Source organism: Klebsiella sp. CN_Kp097, assembly GCF_040064495.1.
Taxonomy (GTDB): Bacteria; Pseudomonadota; Gammaproteobacteria; order Enterobacterales; family Enterobacteriaceae; genus Klebsiella; species Klebsiella aerogenes.
Map to the genome: position 1 here is coordinate 134876 of NZ_JBEAIL010000007.1, position 23224 is coordinate 158099.

At 49.7% G+C, this 23224-nt stretch carries 38 protein-coding genes and 3 pseudogenes; 36 read left to right on the forward strand and 5 right to left on the reverse strand.

Annotated elements, in window-relative coordinates; genetic code table 11:
* The first annotated feature begins 22 nt into the window (after positions 1-22).
* The 12 genes and pseudogenes from ABLV07_RS10925 to ABLV07_RS10980 all read left to right on the forward strand — a co-directional run bounded on the left by ABLV07_RS10925 (position 23) and on the right by ABLV07_RS10980 (position 5633).
* On the forward strand, positions 23-955 hold the full coding sequence (locus tag ABLV07_RS10925) for a replication protein (protein ID WP_348853375.1): 933 nt from the start codon (positions 23-25) through the stop codon (positions 953-955).
* Positions 952-1653, forward strand: a complete 702-nt coding sequence (locus ABLV07_RS10930; protein WP_348853376.1) for a replication protein P — start codon at positions 952-954, stop codon at positions 1651-1653. Before ABLV07_RS10925 ends, ABLV07_RS10930 begins: the two co-directional genes overlap by 4 nt.
* Positions 1650-1943 (forward strand): protein ren, encoded by a 294-nt coding sequence (locus ABLV07_RS10935; protein WP_047076787.1) that lies wholly within the window; start codon positions 1650-1652, stop codon positions 1941-1943. The genes ABLV07_RS10930 and ABLV07_RS10935 overlap by 4 nt, the downstream gene beginning before the upstream one ends.
* The gene (locus ABLV07_RS10940; protein ID WP_348853377.1) at positions 1940-2329 is read left to right on the forward strand and encodes a hypothetical protein; all 390 of its coding nucleotides are present in this window, start codon (positions 1940-1942) and stop codon (positions 2327-2329) included. The genes ABLV07_RS10935 and ABLV07_RS10940 overlap by 4 nt, the downstream gene beginning before the upstream one ends.
* Complete coding sequence (locus ABLV07_RS10945) at positions 2326-2532, forward strand: hypothetical protein (RefSeq protein ID WP_348853420.1); 207 nt, start codon at positions 2326-2328, stop codon at positions 2530-2532. The genes ABLV07_RS10940 and ABLV07_RS10945 overlap by 4 nt, the downstream gene beginning before the upstream one ends.
* Positions 2525-2941 (forward strand): hypothetical protein, encoded by a 417-nt coding sequence (locus ABLV07_RS10950; protein WP_348853378.1) that lies wholly within the window; start codon positions 2525-2527, stop codon positions 2939-2941. Before ABLV07_RS10945 ends, ABLV07_RS10950 begins: the two co-directional genes overlap by 8 nt.
* A 283-nt stretch (positions 2942-3224) precedes the next feature.
* Positions 3225-3863, forward strand: coding sequence for a DUF551 domain-containing protein (locus tag ABLV07_RS10955; RefSeq protein WP_348853379.1), 639 nt, complete (start codon positions 3225-3227; stop codon positions 3861-3863).
* Complete coding sequence (locus ABLV07_RS10960; protein WP_348853380.1) at positions 3856-4107, forward strand: hypothetical protein; 252 nt, start codon at positions 3856-3858, stop codon at positions 4105-4107. The genes ABLV07_RS10955 and ABLV07_RS10960 overlap by 8 nt, the downstream gene beginning before the upstream one ends.
* 45 nt (positions 4108-4152) lie before the next feature.
* Positions 4153-4362 carry a hypothetical protein gene (locus tag ABLV07_RS10965; protein WP_348853381.1) on the forward strand — a complete coding sequence of 70 codons (210 nt, stop codon included), beginning with the start codon at positions 4153-4155 and terminating at the stop codon, positions 4360-4362.
* A 45-nt stretch (positions 4363-4407) separates the two neighbouring features.
* Positions 4408-4665 (forward strand): annotated as a pseudogene (locus ABLV07_RS10970) (DNA polymerase III subunit theta).
* Positions 4666-4730: 65 nt separating this feature from the next.
* The gene (locus tag ABLV07_RS10975) at positions 4731-4916 is read left to right on the forward strand and encodes a hypothetical protein (protein ID WP_348853382.1); all 186 of its coding nucleotides are present in this window, start codon (positions 4731-4733) and stop codon (positions 4914-4916) included.
* Between the two features lie 168 nt (positions 4917-5084).
* Positions 5085-5633: a hypothetical protein gene (locus ABLV07_RS10980; protein ID WP_348853383.1), complete on the forward strand. Its 549-nt coding sequence runs from the start codon at positions 5085-5087 to the stop codon at positions 5631-5633.
* A 25-nt stretch (positions 5634-5658) separates the two neighbouring features.
* On the opposite strand, the gene ABLV07_RS10985 is transcribed toward ABLV07_RS10980, so the two are convergent.
* The gene (locus tag ABLV07_RS10985) at positions 5659-6798 is read right to left on the reverse strand and encodes a colicin-like pore-forming protein (RefSeq protein WP_348853384.1); all 1140 of its coding nucleotides are present in this window, start codon (positions 6796-6798) and stop codon (positions 5659-5661) included.
* A gap of 460 nt (positions 6799-7258) precedes the next feature.
* On the opposite strand from ABLV07_RS10985, the gene ABLV07_RS10990 reads away from it, so the two are divergent.
* The 6 genes from ABLV07_RS10990 to ABLV07_RS11015 are packed head-to-tail and all read left to right on the forward strand — an operon-like array spanning position 7259 to position 9349.
* A complete protein-coding gene (locus tag ABLV07_RS10990) occupies positions 7259-7714 on the forward strand; it encodes a YbcN family protein (RefSeq protein ID WP_348853385.1) in 456 nt (151 codons plus the stop codon).
* Positions 7714-7884, forward strand: coding sequence for a NinE family protein (locus tag ABLV07_RS10995; protein ID WP_348853386.1), 171 nt, complete (start codon positions 7714-7716; stop codon positions 7882-7884). The genes ABLV07_RS10990 and ABLV07_RS10995 overlap by 1 nt, the downstream gene beginning before the upstream one ends.
* Entirely contained in the window at positions 7877-8167 is a 291-nt protein-coding gene (locus tag ABLV07_RS11000; protein WP_348853387.1) for a DUF1364 domain-containing protein, read from the forward strand. Before ABLV07_RS10995 ends, ABLV07_RS11000 begins: the two co-directional genes overlap by 8 nt.
* Positions 8164-8526, forward strand: a complete 363-nt coding sequence (gene rusA, locus ABLV07_RS11005) for a crossover junction endodeoxyribonuclease RusA (RefSeq protein WP_337087478.1) — start codon at positions 8164-8166, stop codon at positions 8524-8526. The genes ABLV07_RS11000 and rusA overlap by 4 nt, the downstream gene beginning before the upstream one ends.
* A complete protein-coding gene (locus tag ABLV07_RS11010) occupies positions 8523-8663 on the forward strand; it encodes a YlcG family protein (protein ID WP_103825992.1) in 141 nt (46 codons plus the stop codon). Before rusA ends, ABLV07_RS11010 begins: the two co-directional genes overlap by 4 nt.
* Positions 8660-9349 carry a bacteriophage antitermination protein Q gene (locus tag ABLV07_RS11015; RefSeq protein WP_348853388.1) on the forward strand — a complete coding sequence of 230 codons (690 nt, stop codon included), beginning with the start codon at positions 8660-8662 and terminating at the stop codon, positions 9347-9349. Before ABLV07_RS11010 ends, ABLV07_RS11015 begins: the two co-directional genes overlap by 4 nt.
* Before the next feature lie 72 nt (positions 9350-9421).
* On the opposite strand, the gene ABLV07_RS11020 is transcribed toward ABLV07_RS11015, so the two are convergent.
* On the reverse strand, positions 9422-9709 hold the full coding sequence (locus ABLV07_RS11020) for a hypothetical protein (RefSeq protein WP_047075687.1): 288 nt from the start codon (positions 9707-9709) through the stop codon (positions 9422-9424).
* A gap of 421 nt (positions 9710-10130) precedes the next feature.
* Here ABLV07_RS11020 and ABLV07_RS11025 point away from each other — a divergent pair, with 421 nt between their 5' ends.
* Genes ABLV07_RS11025 through ABLV07_RS11035 form a run of 3 tightly spaced genes read left to right on the forward strand, consistent with a single transcriptional unit; the run spans position 10131 to position 11201 of the window.
* On the forward strand, positions 10131-10355 hold the full coding sequence (locus ABLV07_RS11025; protein WP_348853389.1) for a class II holin family protein: 225 nt from the start codon (positions 10131-10133) through the stop codon (positions 10353-10355).
* Positions 10333-10836, forward strand: a complete 504-nt coding sequence (locus ABLV07_RS11030) for a lysozyme (protein ID WP_348853390.1) — start codon at positions 10333-10335, stop codon at positions 10834-10836. Before ABLV07_RS11025 ends, ABLV07_RS11030 begins: the two co-directional genes overlap by 23 nt.
* Positions 10824-11201: a DUF2570 domain-containing protein gene (locus ABLV07_RS11035; RefSeq protein WP_348853391.1), complete on the forward strand. Its 378-nt coding sequence runs from the start codon at positions 10824-10826 to the stop codon at positions 11199-11201. The genes ABLV07_RS11030 and ABLV07_RS11035 overlap by 13 nt, the downstream gene beginning before the upstream one ends.
* A gap of 170 nt (positions 11202-11371) precedes the next feature.
* On the opposite strand, the gene ABLV07_RS11040 is transcribed toward ABLV07_RS11035, so the two are convergent.
* The gene (locus ABLV07_RS11040) at positions 11372-12226 is read right to left on the reverse strand and encodes a trypsin-like peptidase domain-containing protein (RefSeq protein ID WP_348853392.1); all 855 of its coding nucleotides are present in this window, start codon (positions 12224-12226) and stop codon (positions 11372-11374) included.
* Positions 12227-12409: 183 nt separating this feature from the next.
* Here ABLV07_RS11040 and ABLV07_RS11045 point away from each other — a divergent pair.
* A pseudogene (locus ABLV07_RS11045) lies at positions 12410-12628 on the forward strand (hypothetical protein).
* Here ABLV07_RS11045 and ABLV07_RS11050 read toward each other — a convergent pair.
* A complete protein-coding gene (locus ABLV07_RS11050) occupies positions 12625-12861 on the reverse strand; it encodes an ATP-dependent RNA helicase HrpA (protein ID WP_325950712.1) in 237 nt (78 codons plus the stop codon). The pseudogene ABLV07_RS11045 and the gene ABLV07_RS11050 overlap by 4 nt on opposite strands.
* Positions 12862-12908: 47 nt before the next feature.
* Positions 12909-13127 (reverse strand): DUF2158 domain-containing protein, encoded by a 219-nt coding sequence (locus ABLV07_RS11055; RefSeq protein WP_348853393.1) that lies wholly within the window; start codon positions 13125-13127, stop codon positions 12909-12911.
* A gap of 24 nt (positions 13128-13151) precedes the next feature.
* On the opposite strand from ABLV07_RS11055, the pseudogene ABLV07_RS11060 reads away from it, so the two are divergent.
* The 14 genes and pseudogenes from ABLV07_RS11060 to ABLV07_RS11125 all read left to right on the forward strand — a co-directional run.
* Positions 13152-13391: pseudogene (locus ABLV07_RS11060) on the forward strand (terminase small subunit); the annotation flags it as partial.
* Between the two features lie 161 nt (positions 13392-13552).
* Complete coding sequence (locus ABLV07_RS11065) at positions 13553-13693, forward strand: hypothetical protein (protein WP_348853421.1); 141 nt, start codon at positions 13553-13555, stop codon at positions 13691-13693.
* Between the two features lie 148 nt (positions 13694-13841).
* On the forward strand, positions 13842-14210 hold the full coding sequence (locus ABLV07_RS11070) for a TonB family protein (protein ID WP_262831326.1): 369 nt from the start codon (positions 13842-13844) through the stop codon (positions 14208-14210).
* Between the two features lie 148 nt (positions 14211-14358).
* Positions 14359-14604, forward strand: coding sequence for a DUF2560 family protein (locus ABLV07_RS11075; RefSeq protein ID WP_262831327.1), 246 nt, complete (start codon positions 14359-14361; stop codon positions 14602-14604).
* 413 nt (positions 14605-15017) lie between these two features.
* Positions 15018-16022 (forward strand): terminase small subunit, encoded by a 1005-nt coding sequence (locus ABLV07_RS11080; RefSeq protein WP_262831328.1) that lies wholly within the window; start codon positions 15018-15020, stop codon positions 16020-16022.
* Positions 16000-17307: a terminase family protein gene (locus tag ABLV07_RS11085; protein WP_348853395.1), complete on the forward strand. Its 1308-nt coding sequence runs from the start codon at positions 16000-16002 to the stop codon at positions 17305-17307. Before ABLV07_RS11080 ends, ABLV07_RS11085 begins: the two co-directional genes overlap by 23 nt.
* Positions 17307-18707: a DUF4055 domain-containing protein gene (locus ABLV07_RS11090; RefSeq protein WP_348853396.1), complete on the forward strand. Its 1401-nt coding sequence runs from the start codon at positions 17307-17309 to the stop codon at positions 18705-18707. The genes ABLV07_RS11085 and ABLV07_RS11090 overlap by 1 nt, the downstream gene beginning before the upstream one ends.
* Positions 18691-19803 (forward strand): phage minor head protein, encoded by a 1113-nt coding sequence (locus ABLV07_RS11095; RefSeq protein ID WP_348853398.1) that lies wholly within the window; start codon positions 18691-18693, stop codon positions 19801-19803. Before ABLV07_RS11090 ends, ABLV07_RS11095 begins: the two co-directional genes overlap by 17 nt.
* Before the next feature lie 84 nt (positions 19804-19887).
* Entirely contained in the window at positions 19888-20673 is a 786-nt protein-coding gene (locus tag ABLV07_RS11100) for a hypothetical protein (RefSeq protein ID WP_348853400.1), read from the forward strand.
* A 10-nt stretch (positions 20674-20683) separates the two neighbouring features.
* Complete coding sequence (locus ABLV07_RS11105) at positions 20684-21637, forward strand: major capsid protein (RefSeq protein WP_348853401.1); 954 nt, start codon at positions 20684-20686, stop codon at positions 21635-21637.
* A 321-nt stretch (positions 21638-21958) separates the two neighbouring features.
* Positions 21959-22354: a protein singed gene (locus tag ABLV07_RS11110; protein WP_348853403.1), complete on the forward strand. Its 396-nt coding sequence runs from the start codon at positions 21959-21961 to the stop codon at positions 22352-22354.
* A 1-nt stretch (position 22355) separates the two neighbouring features.
* A complete protein-coding gene (locus ABLV07_RS11115; protein WP_042896379.1) occupies positions 22356-22610 on the forward strand; it encodes a hypothetical protein in 255 nt (84 codons plus the stop codon).
* Between the two features lie 9 nt (positions 22611-22619).
* Entirely contained in the window at positions 22620-22853 is a 234-nt protein-coding gene (locus ABLV07_RS11120) for a hypothetical protein (protein ID WP_058674196.1), read from the forward strand.
* On the forward strand, positions 22840-23223 hold the full coding sequence (locus ABLV07_RS11125; protein WP_126027261.1) for a glutamate 5-kinase: 384 nt from the start codon (positions 22840-22842) through the stop codon (positions 23221-23223). Before ABLV07_RS11120 ends, ABLV07_RS11125 begins: the two co-directional genes overlap by 14 nt.
* Position 23224: the final 1 nt, after the last annotated feature.

The following is a 23224-nucleotide window of genomic DNA, read 5'->3' on the forward strand; positions in this document are numbered from 1 at the left end:
CTCAGCCGCTAGGAGCAACAGGATGGAGAACCAGAAGTCTGGTTACGTCCCGTTGTACCGGAGCATCAAGAAGAAGTCATGGGCTAAAGACGTGTTCCTGCGCGCATTGTGGGAAAACCTTCTCATTGACGCAGCCAGACAGCCATATACGGCCTTCTTCAAGGGCAAACAATGGCCTCTGCAAACCGGTCAACTGGTCGTCACTGCTGCAGATCTTGGGCTTCAGTTGTGTGACCGTCAGGGTAATCCGACAAGCCGTGACGCAGTGGAGAGAATGCTGTCTGTTTTCGTTCGCGAAGGGATGATCACCATCGAGGGAGAGAAGCGAAAAGGAAGGGTGATCACCATTAAAAACTATGTCGAATATGCTCAAAAAATGGACGATTTACCCGCACATAAAGTCGCACATACAAGCGCACATGACGAAGCCAGTAATGGCGCGGGTTCGGAAGGGTATGCCGCACATAAGGCCGCACAATTCCCCGCACATCATGAACAAGAAGGTAATAACAAGAATATAAATAACTCTTCGTCCGAGAATTCTGACGAATCCTCTGACAAGCCCGGAAAGAAAACTCCTGCTTTGAGACCAGAAGCAGCGATCCAGAGCGGCACCAAATGGGGAAACGCTGAAGACCTCCGCTGTGCTGAATGGCTGTTCACCGTCGTACAGGGCATCGCCCCCTCTGCAAGAAAACCGAACTACGCCACCTGGGCGAATGATATCCGCCTGATGCGAGAGCGTGACAAGCGCACCCACAAGGAAATCGCCTCGCTGTTCAAGTGGGCCTGTGAAGACAAGTTCTGGAAGGGCAATGTCCTGTGCCCATCAACCCTTCGCGAAAAGTGGATTCAGCTCGATATCAAGCGAGGGAAGCAGACCAACGGAACTGCTGCCGACAAGCCGAAAGTTGATCTGACAAACACTGACTGGATTTACGGAGTGCAGCTATGAAAAGCCTTGCAGAGCAGATGCATAACTTTGACCGCGAGCAGATGCGCCGTGTTGCGCACAACCTGCCGGAGCAGTACGACGAGAAACCGCAGCTTGAGCAGGTGGCGCAGGTCATCAACAGCGTGTTCAGCCAGTTGCTGGCCGCCTTCCCGGCAACCACTGCAAACCGTGACCAGACCGAGATGAACGAAATCCGGCGCCAGTGGGTTCTGGCATTCAGGGAAAACGGCATCACCACCATGGAACAGGTTTCTGCTGGCATGCGGGTAGCCCGTCGTCAGGAGCGTCCATTCCTTCCGTCACCCGGCCAGTTTGTCGCCTGGTGTAAAGCTGAAGAAGCCGCGGCGGCCGGGTTACCTAACGCCGAACAACTGGTGGACATGATTTACCAGTACTGCCGTACGCGCGGACAGTATCCGGATGCCGAATCCTACCCCTGGGAGTCCAACGCGCACTACTGGCTGGTTACATCCTTGTACCAGAATGTGCGCGCAAACGGCCTCAGCGACGCTGAGTTGCGCCGCAAAGCATCAGAGGAACTGGCGCGCATGGCTAACCGAATTAACTCAGGAGAGACGATTCCGGAGCCCGTTAAGCAACTTCCTGTCCTTGGTGGTAAGCCGTTATCACGCATGCAGGGACTGGCCCGGTTGGCTGAAATTCGCGAGAAGCACGGACTGAGGAGGTGCAAACAATGACCGGCAAAGATGCAATTCTGAATTACCTCAAGACACACAAAACCTGCAGCTCACCGGATGTGGCTGAAGCTTCTGGAATGTCTCACACCTGCATTAACCAGGCTGCCAACATTCTGGCAAAGCAGGGCGTACTGGTAGCAGTAGCGAAGGTCTGGCGAACGGTTCACTACCGGCTGGCCACCGAGGAAGAAATCTCCGGCCAGAAGAGCACGAACCAGATTTTCAACGAGTGCCGGCAGAGCCCGGTTATGAAACGAATATTAGCGGTCTACGGGAGAGCGCAGGCATGAATAACGAAATCGAACTCACAGCAGCACTGTTAACTATCGAGAAATGCCGCGAGCTTTCATGCTGCCCGGATGGCGTAGACCTGCAGGACTGGGTGAAGCAGTTGGCGGCGGAGAATGTGGGGATGAAGAGTGCCATTACAGACCATAGTCATTCGGTTCACTTCTGCGAGGTTTGCGGAAAGGATGACCCATGCAGCACTGACGATGTTTGTTATGTGCTGAATGAAACCCCCGCCACCGCTCGCATCGTAGCCGGGATTAAGGCTGATGCGTGGATGGAGGCGAAAGACTTCACAAAATCCATGTTGGCCAGTGACTCGGTAGACCATCTCGATTTCCTGTTTGATGGCAAGATTCAGCAGCTGCGCGAGGGGGCCGACAAATGATCACCGGCACCACAAGCTACGACGATGCTCCTGATATTCGCTGCCCTTTGTGCGGCGGCTATTACAAAGCTGATGACCCGGAAAATCACGAATGCGAGGAAGAAGCGCAACTCCATGACGAAATTGAATGTGATATCTGCGGTTTCAAAAGCACAGACCCTGACGGTGCCCACCATTGCTGCGAGGATAACTCTGATGACTGATATCACCCGACTGTTAGCCAGCCTCAAGCGTCGTTCAGCCCATGCAAAAGAGTTCGGCCACGACGTTCTGTTCGTAAAGCTCGAAGACCTAGACGCGCTGGTAGAGGCGCTGGAGAAGGGGGAGCGTGCCAACGGTTACCTTTGCGAGCAATCTGCTGAATGGGAAAGTAAGGCAATCAGCAATTTTGAGGAATGCGCAAAGCTGAGTAAGCGAGTCGCCGAACTGGAAGAAAGCCACGCTCAAGTAATCCAGTCTCGCGACCATTACCAACGCATGTCAGAGGAAGGCCTGAAGCAACTGGCGGAGTCCTGCGCTGTTTCCGCCGAGTCATTCACCTGCCCGCGATGCGGAAGGACAACAACCCATCCTGAGGGGTGGCACTACTGCCATAAGCGGGAGGCTGAGTAATGGCTAAATCAACAGACGTACATGACCTATTAACCGCTTACCAGAAACAGGCGCGGAAAATTCCTGCAAAGGGTGTTTATGCCTCAAGACAACGCCAGGTTGAGGTTCAAGCGGCTCATACGCGAAAGATAATGCGCAAGCGTCGGCGGTCAGTCGGCAAGTCAAATAAGCTTGGCTGTCGCTTCACTGCCGAAATGCGCGTAGCGCTAATTTGCGATATGAACTTTTGGGCGCTGGTATGTCGCTCTAACCGCAACCAGGTAAATACAACGGGAGCCAACCAATGACCAATAACCAGTTAACAGACGAACAGATTATTACGCTGCAACTAAGAATCATGAGCGCCTTGTCATTCTACCAGCAACGACCAGAGAGAGAAGCAAAAAGAATGGCTGAGTTGCTTATGCTTGCCGGGACCGCAGCCAGTGAGCTACAGGAACGTCGCAAGGCCGACAGCGAGCTTGTAGCAGTACGTGAGCCCATAGCGTGGCTCAATGATGCATATTTAGCTCGCGGTGTAGTTGACGGTGAAGCTGGTAGCGAAGATGCTGGCCCCGGATATATTCCTGTGTATCGTGAAGCGCAGTCAGCGCCGGTAGCGCCGGAGGAAATGCCATGCGGTGGCGCTGCTGACGATTATCACGACGGATATCAGGACGGCTGGAACGCCTGCCGCTCCGCCATGCTCCAGGCTGAACCTGTAACGACGGCTAACAAGTTGGGCAACTCTCCGGTAATTCCGGGGGCGTGGATTCCGGTAAGCGAGCGGATGCCGGAGAATGATGTATCTGTTCTCACATTCGACGGAATGTATAAGCGAGTTCATCATGCCATGTATGGTCATTGGCAGTGCTGGGAGCCAGATAAAATAACCCACTGGATGCCGATGCCAGCCGCCCCACAGGAGGTGAAAGGTGAATGATATTCAGCGGTATCGAATGGGTTATTTCGGCTGGTTAAAGAACGCTTTTTCTATGGCTGTAGCTGCTGTTAGTGATATGGGCGCAGTAGTGTTCTCTGTGGAAATGGCGTGCGCATTGCTATGGATAGCGATCATCGTGACCTTTCCGGTTTCTATGCCAATCCTGGCGTTGGTGCAGATGATTGTAACCCGTCGCAAGTTGCGTAAGAGGTACGGTCACGACGAGTTAATGAGGGATGACTGATGCCTAAATCCCCAGCAGAACGCAAAGCCGCGCAGGAGTAAAATTATGTTATTTCAACAGATATATTTATTTATAGGTGGGATTTTTGCGGTGCTTGCCCTTATGGCTGGAAGTGTTGGCAGGGTTAGAGTACGAAATGACGGTAGCCAGTTTGCGCTAGTCATTTTAGTTTTCTTACTTTGGCCAATTTGTATCCTTCTGTTTGTTGCCGATCTTCTCTCTGATAAGTTAAAGAATAAATCTGGCAAACATTAGGCTATTTGCAATTATAATCCCCTCCACACCAGAGGGGATTTTCTTATGTCACAGTGGAACATTGCAGCCAAGCCAAAAGACGAGCAGGACAAGGTTAACGTTGATCTCGCCGCGTCCGGCGTCGCCTACAAAGAACGCCTGAACATGCCGGTGATAGCAGAGCAGGTTGCCAGAGAACAGCCGTAGCACCTCAGGGAGTATTTCATGGAGCGAGTTCGCTACTACCGCGAGCAGAGCATCCAACTACCTCGCGCTTCCGATCCGCGTTACATCGAGATGGCCGAACAGAATACGAAGAAGTAACTCTCTATGCTGAGCATTTTGATACTGTGCGTGTTTAGCGGCTCATCTTTTAAGAGAAAATTAGCATGTCAAAGACTCTCACTGATGAAGAACTAAATGTTCTCATCGAAAAAGCGCAGGCTCATTCAGAAGTGATGTCTGAATTAGGTTCAGCACAGGAAGCAGAGGAGTCTGCTCAGATACTAAGCGCATTATCTGAGTTGAAGCGGTACAGGAAAGGGGATGCTCCTCTGGAGGATAGCGATGCGTAAATCCTCAGAAGTAAGCAGCGTTTGACGTTGGCCTTGACGCTAGTGGTTTTACGCATTAACAGTGCCTTAGTTTGTGAAAATAGTTTGGGTTGCGTAAAATTACCAACATGATAATTTAAATAATTACTGGTATATTATGTCATCTTAGCATGATTCAGTTAAGATTAAATGAAGAAGGTTAAATGGGAAGTTATGAAGTCTAGAGGACTCTTCAAATATACTTTTATATCAATTATGTCCGGAATTTTTCCTATTGTATTAATATTTGTAGTTTACTTTTTTGATAAAAGTTCAAATTTATTGTCAGTCCTCTTTGAAATGGCTAAGGGATATAACAGGGATTATTCTGAACGTCATCTTGTGGTAAGTACAATAGCTTCTTCATACTCAAAGCTAGCACCCCTATTTGTAATTTTAATGTATGTTCTTTGTTGGAATAAGCTTGGTGTAAAACTTAAAGATTTTGATTTTAAAAAATGGGTTAAACTGCTTCCGGGGTTTGTTGTTCTTATGGCGGGAGTGTATTATTTGACATATGTTGGAGTTGAGGATATGTCAAATAGTCTATACCGGGTGAAAAGAATTATTGCTGATAATGAGTTTTTATTACTGATATATTACATATGCTTGTTTTTAACAAACTATGTTTTTATATGGATGTTCTTGCTTTATTTGTATGCCATAAAAGGATTGCCGTACTTTAAAAAGCGGGCCTAAACCCGCTTTATATTAAATTCAAATCTTATTTGAATAAATCAGCTACGGCGTTGTTCAGTGCCTTGGCTGTATCAGCGTTGATATACGACGTGGCAATAGCAATACCAATAACGGCGGTTACGGTCAGGGCTGTGACAGCTAAAGCAGGTATAGAAATAAGGGCTGCTAATCCACTAATCATACCAGTAACAATGCCCAGTGCCACGCTCCCGGCAACGCCACTAAGATACATCGCCTCCACCTCTAATGCCAATGGTTGCCAGTTCCCGGTGGTAACACCAGTAACGACACCGTCTTTAATTTTTTGAGCCTTGAGCAAACGATCTGCCCAGGTGAAGGCTCGTTCCAGCCCTTTAAAACGGTCTGCCAGCGTTGATAAATTAACCTGATTGAGAGCATTAACCAGAGCTGCTTTATCTGCTTGGTTCAGCTTCATGTTAGGATTTTTCGTGAATTGTTCAAGGGATGACATTGCATCTTTAAAGCTACGGATTTTCTTACCCTGAAAATTACGGATATCGTTAGCTACGCCTTGCGCCAGACCTTTATATTTTTCGCCAAGCTTCCCGCTAATCGTTTCTCCAGAGCTGGAAATAATCTCCGCCGCAGTAGTGATTACATCTTTTTCCTTTTCGTTGAGAAGATAAAGCTGCACAACCGCAATAGCCTGAACTTTCATGCTGTGTTCAGGTTTGGTTGCACCACCATCAACGTAACCGCTAGTGAATGAATCTTTTTTACGGTTATACATAACGTTATATTTTTCTTTGCCAAAGCTAACGGCATACGTATCAACGTCTCCAGAACTGCTGGACTTGTTAACTGCCGGGCTATTTAAAGAGCCCTGAGTTCCAGATTTATAATTTTGAATATTGGCCTTAAATTTTGCAGGCTTGCTCTTATTTGCATTGAGAGCGTCAACTGCACTCTTATTACTCTTATCATCAGACCATGGCGCACCACCAATGCCGGGGTTAATAGGATGAGTACCGTCAACGATCATTGTAAAGCCATTACCCAGATCAACTTCCATGGTTCCACCCAAAGCTACGTTTGCGCCACCATTTGAGCCAGCACCTCCATTATTGCCATTACCAGAGCCACCACCCCAGTGAACGCCGCTGCCAGCATTACCATTAACTGTCATTGAATCTTCGTTAGCCATAACATGCTCCTTGTTAGATTATTTTAACTGTATGTATATACAGTATTTAAAAAGTATATTTTGGCTTTGTTGAAGTCAATGATAAATCTGGTGGTTTGTTAGTGATTGAATTTAAAGGATTAATTTCACTTCTCATCAATCGATGATAAAAGTGATGTTCAGGATTGATGGTCTTAAGAGAGCTCGGATGAAAATTGAAACGCATATCATGTCTCTTAGAGTTGGGCATGAAAATCAACGTCGATAGCCAACTTTTACATCCATATATCTAATCAATTGAACTTTGATTTTCCATTATCAACCAGCCATAATTATGTCATCGGAGCCTGAACAACTCCGGTGACTTCTGCGCATTTAAGGGGACTTAAATGCGACCACAATCTGAACTCCTCACCTTGTCACAGATGCAGAAATGCACCTGCGATTTCCTGCATTCTGCGGTTTCCGTTAAGGAGGCCGTATGACACTTCCAGTAGACGGCATCAAACTCCATCGCGGTAACTTCGCGGCCATCGGTCAGCATATCCAGCAGCTGCTGGATGCCGGGCAGTGCTTCCGCCTGCAGGTTAAGCCGTGGCGCGAGAAGCGAAGCCTTTCTCAGAACTCACTCAGCCACATGTGGTATAGCGAAATCAGCGAATACCTCGTCACCCGCGGCAAGACCTTCGCTACTCCTGAGTGGGTCAAAGACGCGATGAAGCACACCTATCTCGGCTACGAAGATAAAGACCGCGTGGACGTCGTGTCCGGCGAGGTCACCACCGTGCAATCCCTCCGCCATACGTCCGAGTTGGAAACAGGCGAGATGTACATTTTCCTGTGCAAAGTCGAAGCCTGGGCGATGAATATCGGCTGTCACCTGACCATTCCTCAAAGTTGCGAATACCAGCAACTTCGCGACAAGCAGGAGGCCTGATGTCTACTCCACTTTCCCGCGTCATCACAAACGAAATCTTCCGTGTTCCGGCGCGCGACAAGCGTAAGCCAGATGTTAAGCCTTCCGATATCCCGACACTGAAGGGCTATACCGCCCGCCTGGTGGATCAGAAATGGCTGCGTCTCGCGGCAAGGAGGGCGCATGGCTAATTTATGCAAAGCGGCACGCGGCCGCGAATGTCAGGTGCGGATCCCCGGCGTATGCAACGGAAATCCTGAAACCACTATACTGGCACACATCCGCCTGGTTGGACTGTGCGGTACTGGAATCAAACCGCCTGATCTGATCGCCGCTATCGCATGCAGCAGTTGCCACGACGAGATTGATCGCCGCATCCGTCTGGTCGATGCGGAATATGCAAAGGAGTGCGCTTTTGAAGGCATGGCTCGCACGCAGGTTATTTGGCTGAAAGAGGGGCTCGTAAAAGCATGAATGAATATCGCATCAGCCTCCCGTGGCCGCCGAGCAACAACCGTTACTACCGGCATAATCGCGGGCGCACACACATCAGCGCAGAAGGGCAGGCGTACCGCGACAGCGTCGCCAGAATCATCAAAGACTCAATGCTGGATATTGGCCTGGCCACACCAGTAAAAATCCGCATCGAGTGCCACATGCCTGATCGGCGTCGCCGGGACCTGGACAACTTGCAAAAGGCCACCTTCGACGCTCTGACAAAATCTGGTTTTTGGCTTGATGACCAGCAGGTGGATTACTACAGCGTGAAGAGAATGCCGATTGTTAAAGGTGGCCGGCTTGAATTGACTATCACCGAAATGGAGGCCGCATGAGCCGCGACGTTATCGAACGCATCTGCGAACGCTGGCAAAAGCTACGCCTCTGCCGGCACCGCGGAACCGTCTTAGTTGACTACCGAATTTTGAAGAATTTCGTCCGCATCTATCAGGATTCAGGAGAGAAAGCATGAATACCCAGTACCTTGAGTATGTTCGTCAGCAGCTGATAGTGGCCACCGCCGATCTGAGCGGTGCGACGAAAGGGCAACTGGTAGCCTTTGCTGAGAACGCAATGTTTGAAGCGACGGCACGCAGTAATAAGCGGATGAAGGTAGTCGACCCGGCGACCGGGAGAATGGTCAAGCCGAGTAATCCTCCGGTTCCCGGCAAGCAGTCCCGCGCCAAAGGCTCAGCCATAGCACTGGTGCAGCCCGTTGAGTATTCGACCGCAAGTTGGCGCCGGGCTTTGCTGTCGCTGGAAGAGCATCAGAAATCCTGGTTATTGTGGAACTACAGCGACAATATCCGTTGGGAGAATCAGGAGACGATCACTCGGTGGGTGTGGGAGCAATTCCGCCAGCAGTTGGTCGGCGTGCGAATTGCAAAGAAAACCGTTGATCGCCTGCGTCAACTTATCTGGTTGGCAGCGCAGGACGTCAAAGCTGAACTAGCTGGGCGCAACACATACGAATACCAAATGCTTGCCTCCTTGATCGGAGTGACCACGAAGAACTGGTCAGAAACGTTTACGGAGCGGTGGGAAGAGATGAAAAGCACCTTGCGGCGCCTTGATAGCGATTCATTATTGCAGGTAACGCGATCACGTTCACAACAAAAGGCGACAAATTTAGATGTAAGTCTTGCAAAACTGGATTGAAACGCATATATTTCATGTAAATTTGATAGTGTGCCAATTTTACGTTAACCCGCCTCTGAGCGGGTTTTTGTCTTAAAGATTTCTACAGAAATTATCTCCAATTTTGGTTGAGTGCGCTTCGATGTCCTTGTCGAAGACTACAGCACTAGATTTGTATTTTGGAAAATTAAGGATGTATTTAGGTCCGAAAAAGCCCGAGATTTCAGAATATGCTTCAACGGCGGCGATCTGGCCATTCCAGCTATAATGTGGGTCGGTACCTATTATGCAGTCGCCTTGTTTGTATTTTCCGACTGCGTCTGAAGCGAAGCCGCTAGCTGAGGATACTAGCAAGACTGTTGTTAAAATCACCTGTTTCATATTGACTCCTTGTCATTAAGTACACATCGGATCTTAATGTCTACAGAGCGTTAAAACCACTCTGTAATTTTATGTTCTTGCTATGTTTCCCACTTCTGTAACGCATGCTATATATACGAAAGACAAAGCGAAGCATCGATTGCCCTCCAGGTAAAACAGTAGCTCGGGATACTTGGAATGATGCTGTCGGTTTGGTCTGACATGAACCTACTTCTTGGCCTGCTCCATAGCAGGCATTTTTTTGCCGCAAATAGGGCAAATCGACATTCGATAAAACTCATTTCAAGGCTGCGCTTTTGCGCGGCCTTTTTTATTTCAGGACCGCGGGAATCATCTGCGACGAGCTTTGTTGATAAATCAGCCCGACGGTCCTGATCCTTTCAAACACACACAGCACCCGCTAACTACGCGAGGTGAGAGTATGTATCGCATGGAAAAAATAACCACTGGTGCTGCTTATGGCGCTTCAGCCGGGAGCATCCTGAACGGCATGCTTAATGCCTACAGTCCCGAGCAGTGGAATGCCATCGGCGTGCTGGTGGGCATTGTCATTGCCGTACTAACGTATCTGACGAATTTGTATTTCAAAATCCGCGAAGACAACCGACGAAGCAGGAACAGAGATGAACCCGACGCTCAGGAATAAACTGATTGGCGCCATCGCCGGAGGTTCCGGCGCGATCGCAATCGCTTCTGTCATGCTTGGTAACGCTGATGGGCTGGAAGGGCGTCGCTATTACGCTTACCAGGATGTCGTCGGCGTCTGGACTGTTTGCGATGGACATACCGGTTCAGATATTCGCCGCGGTCACCGTTACTCTGACAAAGAGTGCGATGCTCTGCTTCAGTCAGATTTGCGGAAAGTAGCATACGCCATCGACCCGCTGATCAAGGTTCGCATCCCTGAGCCTACCCGTGCCGCGCTTTACTCCTTCACTTATAACGTTGGCCCTGGTGCTTTCGCCAGCTCCACACTGCTGAAGAAGCTGAACTCCGATGATATACTGGCGGCCTGCAAAGAACTGCAGCGCTGGACATATGCCGGTGGGAAGCAGTGGAAGGGACTGATCTCTCGACGTGAGATAGAGCGCCAAGTCTGCGAGTGGGGCCAGAAATGGTCCGATTAACCGCAATCATCTGCGTTGTCGTTATCTGCATGCTGGTTTCCATGGCTTGGGCGATAAACCACTACCGCGGCAATGCCATCACCTACAAAGACCAGCGCGACAAAGCGACGGTCAGGGCAGACACATCGGAGGCGATCACCAGCAACGTGATCACCACGATGAACCTCATCCGTGACATCTCACAGGCTACCAAGAATGCAAAGAATGAACTTGCTCAAAAGGGCGAGACGCGCATTGTCTACATCAGGCAGGCGCTTGAAGGCGATCAGTGTGCTAAGCAGCTTGTTCCTGCTGCCGCTGCTGACAGCTTGCGGGAATACGCGGACGGTTTACGTGCCGGCTCCGGTAGTCCCAATAAGCGCTGACCTTACTGCAGACACACCGATCCCCGGAATGGTGGTTCCGTTCACGTGGCAGGCAAGTCTGGAGTTAAACGCTCAGCTCTACACGGCGCTTGGGCAGTGCAATCTGGATAAGGCCAGTATTCGTAAGATTGAAGAAAATAAAGCCTCCAGTAGGGAGGCTTTTTAAGTTATTAGAATGGTGGATATTCTGATGTGACCCAATTCTTGGCGGTCAGCATTTCTTCAATTAAGCTGACTTTCCAGACTATACCTATCTCAGGCATAGATTTACCAATGGTTACTCTCCCTGAGTAAATACCTACAAGCTTGAACTTTTTAACCTGAATTGTATTTTTCATTGATTCAGCCGGTAATGCACTGATGAAATCTAATGCAGATATTTCACCTCTTTCACGCCGTTGGTGTAATTCATGCACCTCAGGAGAAACTATTATTTGAGTAGTATATTCATGAGTAAAAACAGGTGAGCCTGACATACCTTCTTTAGTTGTTGCATCAATGTAAAAACAATCAAGCCCCGAAACTTTAACATTAGGTTCACTGGCAACAATACCCTTTTTCCAGATTGGAAGGTGTGTATTAACAGCCAAGCCGAATGGGTAACCTACGATTGAGAGGTCAGAGGCTACATGCAGAGGAATGGCATCGTTATTTTGAATAGTTACTTGATTTGTATAACCTATGTTGCCATTAAAAATTATCGGAATTCCGACAAGATCTACCCCTTTATCTCTCAATGGGTGTTCAAGCCAGCTAGTGTTAGCATCAATATTAATGTGAAACGTATGCAATGAACTTCCGTCTGGGGCCCAAACGTGGCAAGTTATTTTATTTGGTGATGAACCTATTTGCCCCATTAATGATTCTGGTTCCTTAGGGTAGCGACAAGTTAATACATGATAGTTCGTTATCAATATGGGGTTTTCGTAATCTTCATGGCTGTAAAGGAAACCTGTTCCAACCATAATTTCTCTATCATTATGAAAACAGGTTAACTTAACTGCAAAAAAGCTGATGGGGTTCATAAAAACACCTCTCATGAAAAAATGAAACTGGATAATAAATGAATTGAAATTGTACTTCGATACGCTTTCTGCCGCTACGTATAGTTACATTGTCATCAGAATGGGCTGAACCATTGTAATGGAAATATACCCTGCAGCGGATAATCACCCAAGTATCCCCACAAGCGGATAAAGAGGCTCTCAATGTCCGACATCTACCAAATCACGTTAACCACCCAAACAGGCGAAATCTTCACGGGCAAGATGTCGCGACGTTAACCTGAGCTGGTTAACGGCTTTGTGCCGCTGGTGACCGAGACCGGTGAGTGGATGTACTTCGCTCTTGCCGATGTGAAGCGCGTGCAGTTCAGGCCGCTGGTAGTGAGCGTTGAAGAAAGGGCGAATGAACGCCCTGTGTATTAACCGCGGGCTTCTCGGCCGTCTTCATCCTCAGGGACGCGGTAACGCCAGTATTTTTCAGGCTTAACCCAAACGACATCAATACCGCTATCAACTCTGAATTTATTAATTACTTTTGTTGATAGCGCTTGGTTACCATCAGCGTTCTCTTTTAGATGCTGTTCGTTACCTTTTTTGATGAGATAATCTACAACGTCTTGTTGATATAGGCATCTATCAGACTGAAGGTTTAACATCATCCAATCAGACACATCAGAGACAGTTAACTTGGTAGCGCTTGGGTTTAAGGCTTTGGGTTTGTTGCTGTTAAAGAGTCTTCTGCGAATACGCCGCTTTCAAGTTTTTTACCAGCAAACCATTGGCAACGATAAGTTCCAGAAAATACATCTTGCACTCCTCTTGTATGAACTTCATAGATAGACATTTCTGGACCTCCTGATTTTAGGTATACAGAATCACCAAGTTTAAATTTCGGTTTAATAGATTTTGTTTGAACAACCATCGCAGTTTCCTTAAAGAAGGGGTTATGGCACTCACCGACAAGCAAGAGATGTTCTGTCGCGAGTACCTCATCGATTTAAACGCCACGCAAGCGGCTATTCGGGCGGGGTACAGCGCAAAGACAGCTAACCGTACCGCATCCGAAAACCTGTCAAAACCTGACATCCAGTCAAGAATTGCCGAACTTAAAGCGCAACGCAATGATCTGGTTGGTGTAAATGCGACATACGTCCTGAATCGTCTGGTTGAGATAGACCAGATGGAGTTCCTGTAAGATGGAGATGCTGCTCCTTGTTGTATTGCTATGGCTAAAACTGAAATGTAAAAGGCGTGCATGTTAGGGTGCCGTTCGGTTGCCCTGACTGACGATGATTACTAACCCCATTAAGGGATAACGCCAACAATATCCCAATAAAAGGATAAAACATGACTCCATTAATTCTTACCGCAGAGCAAATCAAAGCTCTGGCAGACTTCGCCGAACAGGATGGTCAACCCGCTTATACGATCACTCAGGCCTGCATCCCCGAATTTGAAGCTGATGACGGCAGCACTGTGCCGGGTTAAGAGGGCCTTGTCGTCTACTCTGAGTCAGAAAAGCACGGTGTACTTCAGTTGGAAGATTAAGCATTAAAGAAACCTCTCCTCGGATGAGGACCCCAATGTCTACTATTAATAGGTGTTCTCATCTACACGTGAAGGCTGTACCTTGATAATGTTGATTATCATTTACGATATTGGTGTTGTCATGAAAAAGGGATTTATCGGTACGCTCTTCCTGTGTGGTATGCTTCTGGGGTGTGCCAGCCCCGTTAAAAACCCGCATCCAAAGTTGCTATATTCTCCAACCCCTGCATATCCGTATTACGCACTGGCTAACAGGATTGAAGGAGATGTGACAGTCAGATATAACGTAGGAGTTGATGGGAAAATATCGAAGGTATGGATCCTAAAATCAGAACCCCAACACCTCTTCGACTCTGCAGTTATTGCTGCAATGTCACAATGGCGTTATGAAACCAATAAACCGAGCCAGGACCTTACAAAAACTATATATTTCAAACTCAAAACTCCATCCGGCTAACCGCATAGCATAGAGTTGAGAACCTCTTCATTCATTCTGCATTCATATTCATTGCATAGGCCACCTCCGGGTGGCTTTTTTAATGGCATTACAGAAGACACTTCGAAAGTGGCCTCGATAATGCTCCCCCATCGCATAGAGGTAAGACATGTCAGAAATTACACCTGCAGAACAAATTCGCCTGACCATCATCAAGAAAGTTAACTACGACACTGCCGCGGCGAAGCTGGCCATTGACTGGGTTGGCGACAGTAATCTGAAAGCTGAGCTATTTGCAGACTCTTTCGATCGTGTTTACACGGAAAGTGAGATTGTCTCGAAAACCCGCAAGGCGATTCAGGAAGCGACCGAAGCGCTGGCGTTGTTTGATACCAGCGCAGAGCCGGCGAGCTAAAACATTACAGCAGGCATTCACTGAGCGCCTGTGATAATGCCCGTCAGACAATGGACTGACATTATTGTCTGTTTTTCAGGGGGACTCCAAAGAGATTCTTTATACGCTAGCTGGTAGTGACTAAAGGCCGCATATTTTTGCGGCCTTTTTCATCTTTCTAAAATGAAAGCCCTCAGGCGGTTAACGATGCTCTGGACCATGGAAGTGTTCTCCCCCATGTCCGCCGCCATGGGGGCCAGGCGGAAGGATGCATCCTGAAAGAGACAGCGCACCACAGATCACAAAAACAGCAAGCATAATTCTTTTCATAATAACTCCTGAGCTAAAGAGCCTTAATTCCAAAACATAAAAGTGAATATTTTATGGAGAATCATTAATTCCTTTTCCTCCCTCACGTTAAATAGGAATAATCCATGGCAAAACCGGACTGGGGCGAGCTTCAGCAACGGTTCCTGTCCGATCATGCCGCAACCGGCGTATCACCGAAGGATTGGTGTGAAGCGCAGGGACTGAATTACGCTACTGCCCGCCGATATATCAAGAAACCCACTGCGCAAACTGCGCAAAAACCTGCGCAGAAGAAATTGCGCACTGCGCAAAAGGAAAAGTGCGCAGAAGAGCTGGTGGATGGTGACGGCCTAACCAGCCAACAACGTTTATTTGTCGCGGAATACCTGAAAGACAACAACGCCACACAGGCAGCTATTCGCGCTGGCTACAGCAAGAAGACCGCTGAACAGATTGGCTATCAACTGCTTCAGAAAACTTCAGTTGCTCAGGCCATTGCGCAGCAGCAGAAAGCATCCATCGTGCGCACGCTGGGAAGTGCTGATGAAGTACTTGAGCAGATGTGGCGGCTGGCAACGTTCGACGCCAACCAGCTTTCTCAGTATCGCCGCGGGAGCTGTCGTTACTGCTGGGGCTTCGGTCACCAGTATCAATGGCGTGATGCTGTTGAGTTTGAAGAAAAGCTGGCTGAGGCTTTAGCGAAGAAAGGGAAAGAGCCAAACGACAGAGGCGGCTACGGTTACGACCACACTAGTGAGCCAAATCCCACATGCCCACGCTGCAATGGTGATGGCGTCGGCCAGCCATACTTCGCCGATACTCGCAAGCTGGCGCCTGATGCAGCGCTTGCCTATTCCGGCGTGAAGCTCGGAAAGAACGGTGTGGAGATAACCGCTATCAGCCGCGAGCGAATGTTCGAGGCGGTGATGAAGCGGCTCGGCCTGGCTGATAGTGAGTTCGCCCAGCGTCTGCAGCAGATAGAAATTGAGCGCCGGCAGCTGGAGATAGACAAACTTCGCAAAGAACTGGCCAATGACCCGGAGGATGACGAACCAACGCCAGTTGCAATCAATATCAACGTAGTCGATGCGCGAGTGAGGGAAGAGGATGGCGATAGCTCCGACGCTTAACGTTCCCCAGGCTCGTTTTCTGGCTATGCAGCAAAAGTTCAAAGCCTATGTGGCTGGCTTTGGATCCGGTAAGACGTGGGTTGGCTGCGGTGGAATATGCAAAGGGTTCTGGGAGTTCCCCAAAATAAACCAGGGCTACTTTGCCCCTACCTATCCTCAGATCCGCGATATTTTCTATCCCACGGTGGAAGAGGTTGCTCACGACTGGGGACTGAAAGTCAAAATCGTTGAGAGCAACAAAGAGGTCCATTTCTACAGTGGCCGCCAGTACCGCGGCACGACAATTTGTCGTTCGATGGAAAAGCCAGACACGATAGTTGGCTTTAAAATCGGCAATGCGCTGGTGGATGAGCTCGACGTTCTGAAAGCGGATAAGGCGCGTCAGGCGTGGCGAAAAATCATCGCGCGTATGCGTTATAAGGTTGATGGTCTCCGTAACGGCATTGACGTGACCACCACACCTGAAGGATTTAAGTTCGTCTATAACCAGTTTGTTAAGGCTGTGAGGGAAAAGCCTGAACTGAGGTCGATGTATGGTCTGGTACAGGCTTCGACATTCGACAACGAAAAGAACCTGCCGGATGACTATATTCCTTCGCTCCTGGCAAGTTACCCGCCGGAATTGATCAAGGCATATCTGAACGGCCAGTTTACTAACCTGACCAGTGGCACCATTTATCACCAGTTCGACAGGGTGCTGAACAACTCCAGCGAAGAAGAGCAGCCGGGTGAAGCACTCTATATCGGGATGGACTTCAACGTCGGGAAGATGGCCGGGATCGTCCATGTATTGAGGCTCGGCTTACCGCACGCGGTAACAGAGATTATCAACGCTTACGATACGCCCGACATGATACGCATCATCAAGGAGCGTTTTTGGCTGTATGCCGACGGAGACTACCGCAAGGTCCGCGAGATTTATATTTATCCGGATGCCTCTGGTGATTCCAGGAAGTCAAACAACGCCAGCAAAACAGATATTGAGCAACTCAGACAGGCCGGATTTAACGTCATCGTTGATGACGCAAACCCGCCAGTAAAGGACCGCATCAACTCCATGAACGCCATGTTCTGCAATGGCAATGGCGCTCGCCGATACAAGGTGAATGTGGCTCGCTGCCCGGTCTATGCCGACTGCCTGGAACAACAGGTGTGGGATAAAAACGGCGAGCCGGATAAAAAGAGCGATAACGATCACCCCAACGATGGCGCCGGTTACTTCATTGTGAAGCAATTCCCAATCGTTCGACCTGCATTCTCTATTTCACTGGACACGACATTCTGATGGCCAATAACGATATTACTTACGTTCGCCCTGAGGTCAGGGCGGCGATGCCCGTGTGGAAAAAAATTCGTGACGTGTGCAAAGGGGCTGATGCTGTAAAGGCCGCCGGGAATGAATATCTCCCTTTTCTGGATCCGTCCGATAAGTCTGCACGCAATAAAAAGCGCAATGCCGATTATATTCAGCGCGCCGTTTTCTACGCGATAACGGGCAATACAAAGGTGGGGTTACTGGGGCTGGCATTCCGAAAAGACCCGACCATGACCGCGCCGGATAAGCTGAATTATCTTCGTGATAACGCCGACGGTGCTGGTGCAAGCATTTATCAGCAGTCCCAGCAGGTTACAGAAAATATTCTGGAGGCCGCGCGCGAGGGGCTTTATACGGATTATGCAGCAGAGACCAAAGAGGCGATCATTCTTCGCTATCAGGCGGAAAGCATCATTAACTGGCGCACCAAACGCATCAATGGACGTGATCAACTCGTGCTGGTGGTTTTACGTGAATGCATGGAAAAGGAAGATGGTTTTGCGTACGAGGATGAAATCCAGTATCGCGAACTGGCTCTGGAGAACGGAAAGTTTGTCTGCCGGGTATGGCGAAAGTCAGCTGACGCAGGCTCTTTTTCCGTCACTTCCGAGTATCAGCCGAAGCCAAAAGGTGAGGAATTCTGGGATGAAATTCCCTTTACCTTTGTTGGTGCGCAGAATAACGATCCCACCATCGATGAGTCGCCTTTAGCTGCCCTTGTTGAAATCAACCTTGGTCATTATCGTAATTCGGCAGATTACGAAGACAGCGTATTTTTCTGCGGTCAGGTGCAGCCGGTGATTTCAGGTCTTGATACAGCATGGCGTGACTGGCTGCAGGATAAGGGAATTCGTGTCGGTTCTCGTTCTCCTTTCCTGCTGCCGAAGGAGGGGAGTTTTACGTATGCTCAGGCGCAACCAAACACCCTGGCTAAAGAGGCGATGGACAGTAAGCGTGATTATTCTGTTCAGCTTGGCGCCCGGCTTATCGAGCAAAACAGCGCGGTTAAAACCGCCACGCAATCGAGCGGTGAACAAACCGCATCCACATCGGTGCTGGGCATTTGCGTTTCCAATGTCTCGGAGGCCTACACGCTGGCGCTCGGCTGGTGCGCCAGGTATCTCGGCATTAAAGGCGACGGATACCGTTACAGTATTAATCAGGAGTTCATTGCCAAAGTCGCTGAATCCGGCATGGTAACGGCAATCGTCAATGCCTGGCAGTCCGGTGCGATCCGCGACACGGATATGGTCAGAGCGTTGCAGAGGCTTGACCTGATAGATCCCGCTGATGACCCTGAAACTGTCATTGATGCTATTCGTAACGGCGCGCCTAACCTGATTGGTGGCAATAATGGCAACGGCGAATGACAAACTGCTGGATGAATCTGTAGCCCACGCTATATGGGTGAGTCGCTACAGTACCGGCGTTGCCAACAGGATGATAAAAGTCCTGAATGACAGCGAAGCCGAACTTACCGCAAGGTTGCTGGTGGCTATTGATACGCTGGACGCTGAGAGCTTTACCGTTTCGCGTCTGGAAGCGTTACTGGTAAGCGTCAGGGCGATAAACAAGGATGCGATTCAATCGATGTATGCAGCTCTTACTGCTGAACTGCAGGAGCTAGCTAAGCACGAAGCCACTTTTCAGATGAGCCTCTTCCAGTTTGCTATTCCTGACGATGTTCTTGCTCTTCATCCGCTGGTGGGCATCTCCCCGGATGCGGTTTATGCCGCGGCGATGGGGCGCCCATTCCAGGGACGTTTGCTGAGTGAATGGGCCAGCAACCTCGAAGCTGATCGGATGGCGCGGATATCCAATACTGTAAGGCAGGGATTCCTGCAGGGCGATACGCAGGAGCAAATCGCAAAAAAGGTCCGTGGCCATGCTAATCGTGGTTACCAGGACGGCGCGCTGCAGATGAGCCGGGCCAATGCTGCCAGCATTGCAAAAACGGCAGTAGGGCATCTTGCATCGACAGCCCGACAAAGTTTTGCGGCGGCGAACGACGACATTCTGAAGGGTAAGCAGTGGTTATCTACTTTGGATAACCGGACATCAAAGGATTGTCGGATCCGCGACCGACTCAAGTACACGCTGGATAACAAACCGATAGGGCACAAGGTGCCTTATTTGCAGGGACCTGGAAAAATCCACTTTTGCTGTCGTAGCACCGAAACGTACATCCTGAAATCGTCCGAGGAATTGGGTATCAAAGTCGGCGAAATCAAGGAAAGCTCGCGCGCCAGTATGGATGGACAGGTTCCGGCTGATACGAATTACCAGGACTGGTTCTCCCGGCAGTCGTTCACGCGACAAGCTGAGATTGTCGGAGAAACGCGCGCCAGGCTGATTCGTGATGGCGGCATGTCTCCCGATGAGTTCTACAACGACAGGGGCGAGTGGCTGACGCTGGACCAGTTGCGCTCAAAGGATGAGCAGGCATTCAGGAACGCCAGAGTTTAATCAACAAACATTCTTCAATCAGGCTGCCCTCGGGCGGCCTTTTTTATTGGGTCAGGCCCACAGTAACTATCCCAAGGGGACAACATGCTTATTCGTAACATGCTCATTAAATATTATTCGGCAGCTGGTGGTGAAGGTGGTGATGGCGGTGGCTCCGGTGGTGGTGCACCTGAGATTACGCCGGAAATCCAAAAGCTGATCGATGAGCAGGTCAATGCTCAGGTCTCTGGCCTGAAAAATAAAAATAGCGAACTTCTCGGTAAGCTCAAAGAGTCCGCTGAGTCGCTAAAGCGTTTTGATGGTATCGATCCTGACGCGGTGAAAACCATTCTCCAGCGTTTCTCTGATGATGAAGAAGCGCAGCTTATTGCCGGCGGCAAAATTGATGAGGTGCTGAACAAGCGTACTGAACGCCTCCGCGCCGATTCGGATAAGCAAATCAAAGCCGCTAATGAACGCGCTGAAAAGGCGGAAGCGTTCTCCAACAAATTCCGTGATCGTGTCCTGGGTGATGCTATCCGCAGCGCAGCGCTTAAGGCTGGCGCGCTGCCAGAAGCATCCGACGATCTGATTCTACGTGCTAAAGGCACTTTCCAGCTCAACGACGAAGGCGAGGCCGTAGCAGTTGATGCAAATGGCGATGTTCTGTTCGGTAAAGACGGTAAAACTCCGCTCACCCCTGTCGAGTGGGCTGAATCTCTGAAAGAGACGGCCCCGCACCTGTTCCCACGTGCTGAAGGCTCCGGGGCTGGTGGTCACAAGCCAGGTAGCGGCGGCGGAAGCCTCAAACGTTCAGAAATGAGCTCAAGCGATAAAGCGGACTACATACGCAAACATGGCCAGCAGGCCTATCTCAAATTGCCTAAGTAAGGACTAATCAATGCCTACGACCGTAAACAGTGACCTGATTATCTATGACGACCTCGCGCAGACTGCGTTTCTTGAGCGTCGCCAGGATAATCTGGAAGTCTTCAACGCCGCCTCAAATGGCGCAATCATTCTTGATAACGAACTGATTGAGGGTGATTTCCGTAAACGTACCTTCTATAAAGTTGGCGGCTCCATTGAGTCGCGCGACGTTAACTCCACCAGCACTGTAAATGGGAAAAAAATCGGTGCCGGTGAATCTGTCAGCGTTAAGGCGCCGTGGAAATACGGCCCGTATGAAACCACTGAAGAAGCGTTTAAACGTCGTGGTCGCGATGTAAGCGAATTCTCCGAGGTGATCGGCGTCGACGTCGCTGATGCAACGCTTGAAGGTTATATCAAGTATGCACTTCAGGGACTTGTGGCAGCCATTGGCGCAAATGCTGATATGACGGTTTCAGCGGATATTGCCACTGATGGTAAGAAAACCCTGACCCGCGGCCTGCGTAAATACGGCGATAAGTTTAACCGTGTTGCGCTGTTCGTTATGCATTCCACGACCTATTTCGACATTGTTGATCAGTCTATTGACAACAAGATCTACGAAGAAGCGGGCGTGGTGGTTTATGGCGGAAAGCCAGGTACGCTCGGTAAGCCTGTACTGGTTACCGACACCATGCCAGTTGATGCGATTCTGGGGCTGGTGGCCGGCGCGGTATCCGTAACGGAATCACAGGCTCCAGGTTTCCGTTCTTACGACATCAACAACCAGGAAAACCTCGCAGTAGGTTATCGCGCAGAGGGGACGGTTAACGTTGAACTGCTGGGTTACAGCTGGGATGAAACGAAGGGCGCTAACCCTGACCTGACCAAAATCGGCACTGGTGCGAACTGGAAAAAACATTTCACCAGTAACAAATCCACTGCAGGCGTACTGATTAAGCTGGAAGCCCCGGCGGGGGAGTAACCCTGTCAGTGGATAAAACTTCCGCAACTGCTGACAGTACCGACGCGGTGACCGTTTCGCTCAAGTACACCAGAAATGGTGCAGGAGTCTCCGGGGCATCTGTAGCGTGGACGTCTACAGGCGGCACACTCAGTGCTTCGACGTCACAGACAGGGTCTGCTGGTGGCTCGACGGTGAAGCTCACCTCTGATACGGCCGGCTCCTTCACGGTGACGGCTACCGTTGACGGCGTGGTGAAAACAACTGAAGCGATTGCGTTCACTGCTCCAGCGGGTGGTTAACTGACGGGGCGAAAGCCCCGTTTCTTTTGGTGAGGATCCGATGACCGTTTATATAACAATCCAGGACGTTGACGAGTTGCTGGGGGATACCTGGGCTGCCGCCGACAAAAAGGCTAAAGCCGTGCTCCAGGCAAACACCTGGATGACGGCGCTTAACCTTCAGGATATCGACCCGGAACATATTCCCGAAGAAGTTAAGCAAGCCGGAGCGTTTATCGCTTCCGTAGCCGCTGTAGGCAATCTTTATCAGCAAAAAACAGATTCCGGGGTGGTGACGAGCAAAAGCGTCGAGGCCGATGATGTGAAGGTTTCCCGCACTTTTGCTGAGCTCTCAACCACCAGCACGGAATTACTCGATCCTGATTTGCAACTGGCGCTGGATATGCTCAAGCCGTGGATGCTTAACCCGTTTCAGACGTTTTTTGTGAGGGCGTGATATGTCCGATTTGAAAGTGGTCCCATTTCAAAAGTCCAGCCATCACGACATCGATAATGATCAGGTAATTCGCTTACTGAAACAGGCTCTGGAGCGTGCAGAAAATGGCGGTTGCCACAGCGTCGCAGTGATACTGCTTGATGATGAGGGTAACGCGATTGATTGCTGGCATAACGGCGGTCGTCCTTATGTGATGGTTGGCGCTATGGAGTCGCTTAAAACCGACTTTATCCATGCTCATATTGAGCGGCGGTAAGGGGGGAACATGCAAAATCCAGATGTGCATTATGCCGGTGACGGACTCGGTCCTCGCGATGTGTTTGTGAATGGAAACCCGATCAGACATGTCGTTTACGCAAACCCGGCAAAGGGCGTTGTTGAGTTTGCTCCGCTCCCGCTGCGGGTTAAGCGCAACGACGAAATTTATACCCGAAAACTTCACGGTACGGTGATCGTTAAACCTCAGCAGCGTAGTGGTGGGTGCAATGGGAATTCGTGACGAACTGCAAACCGAAGTCGCCGCGGCATTCGATACTGACCTGCAGGATGCTGTTAAGGATTTCACTGGAACATACACCGTTCGAGGTGACTGGGACCCGGTTACGGAAACCGGCACTGAAACGCACGTGACTTACTCGGGGCGCGGAGTGCTGGCGCGCTATAAACTCCGCCGCATCGATGGCGTTAACATCCTTCATGGTGATGTGAAACTCACCGCCCTGGTTAATGAGGTCACCGACAAGCCAGCGGTTGAGCACATTATCACGGCTCCTGACCCGATTACTGGCGTACTCCAGCGTTACGAGGTCATCACCGCTTCAGCCGACTCTGCTGGTGCTGCGTACTCCATTCAACTGCGGAGGGCGTGAT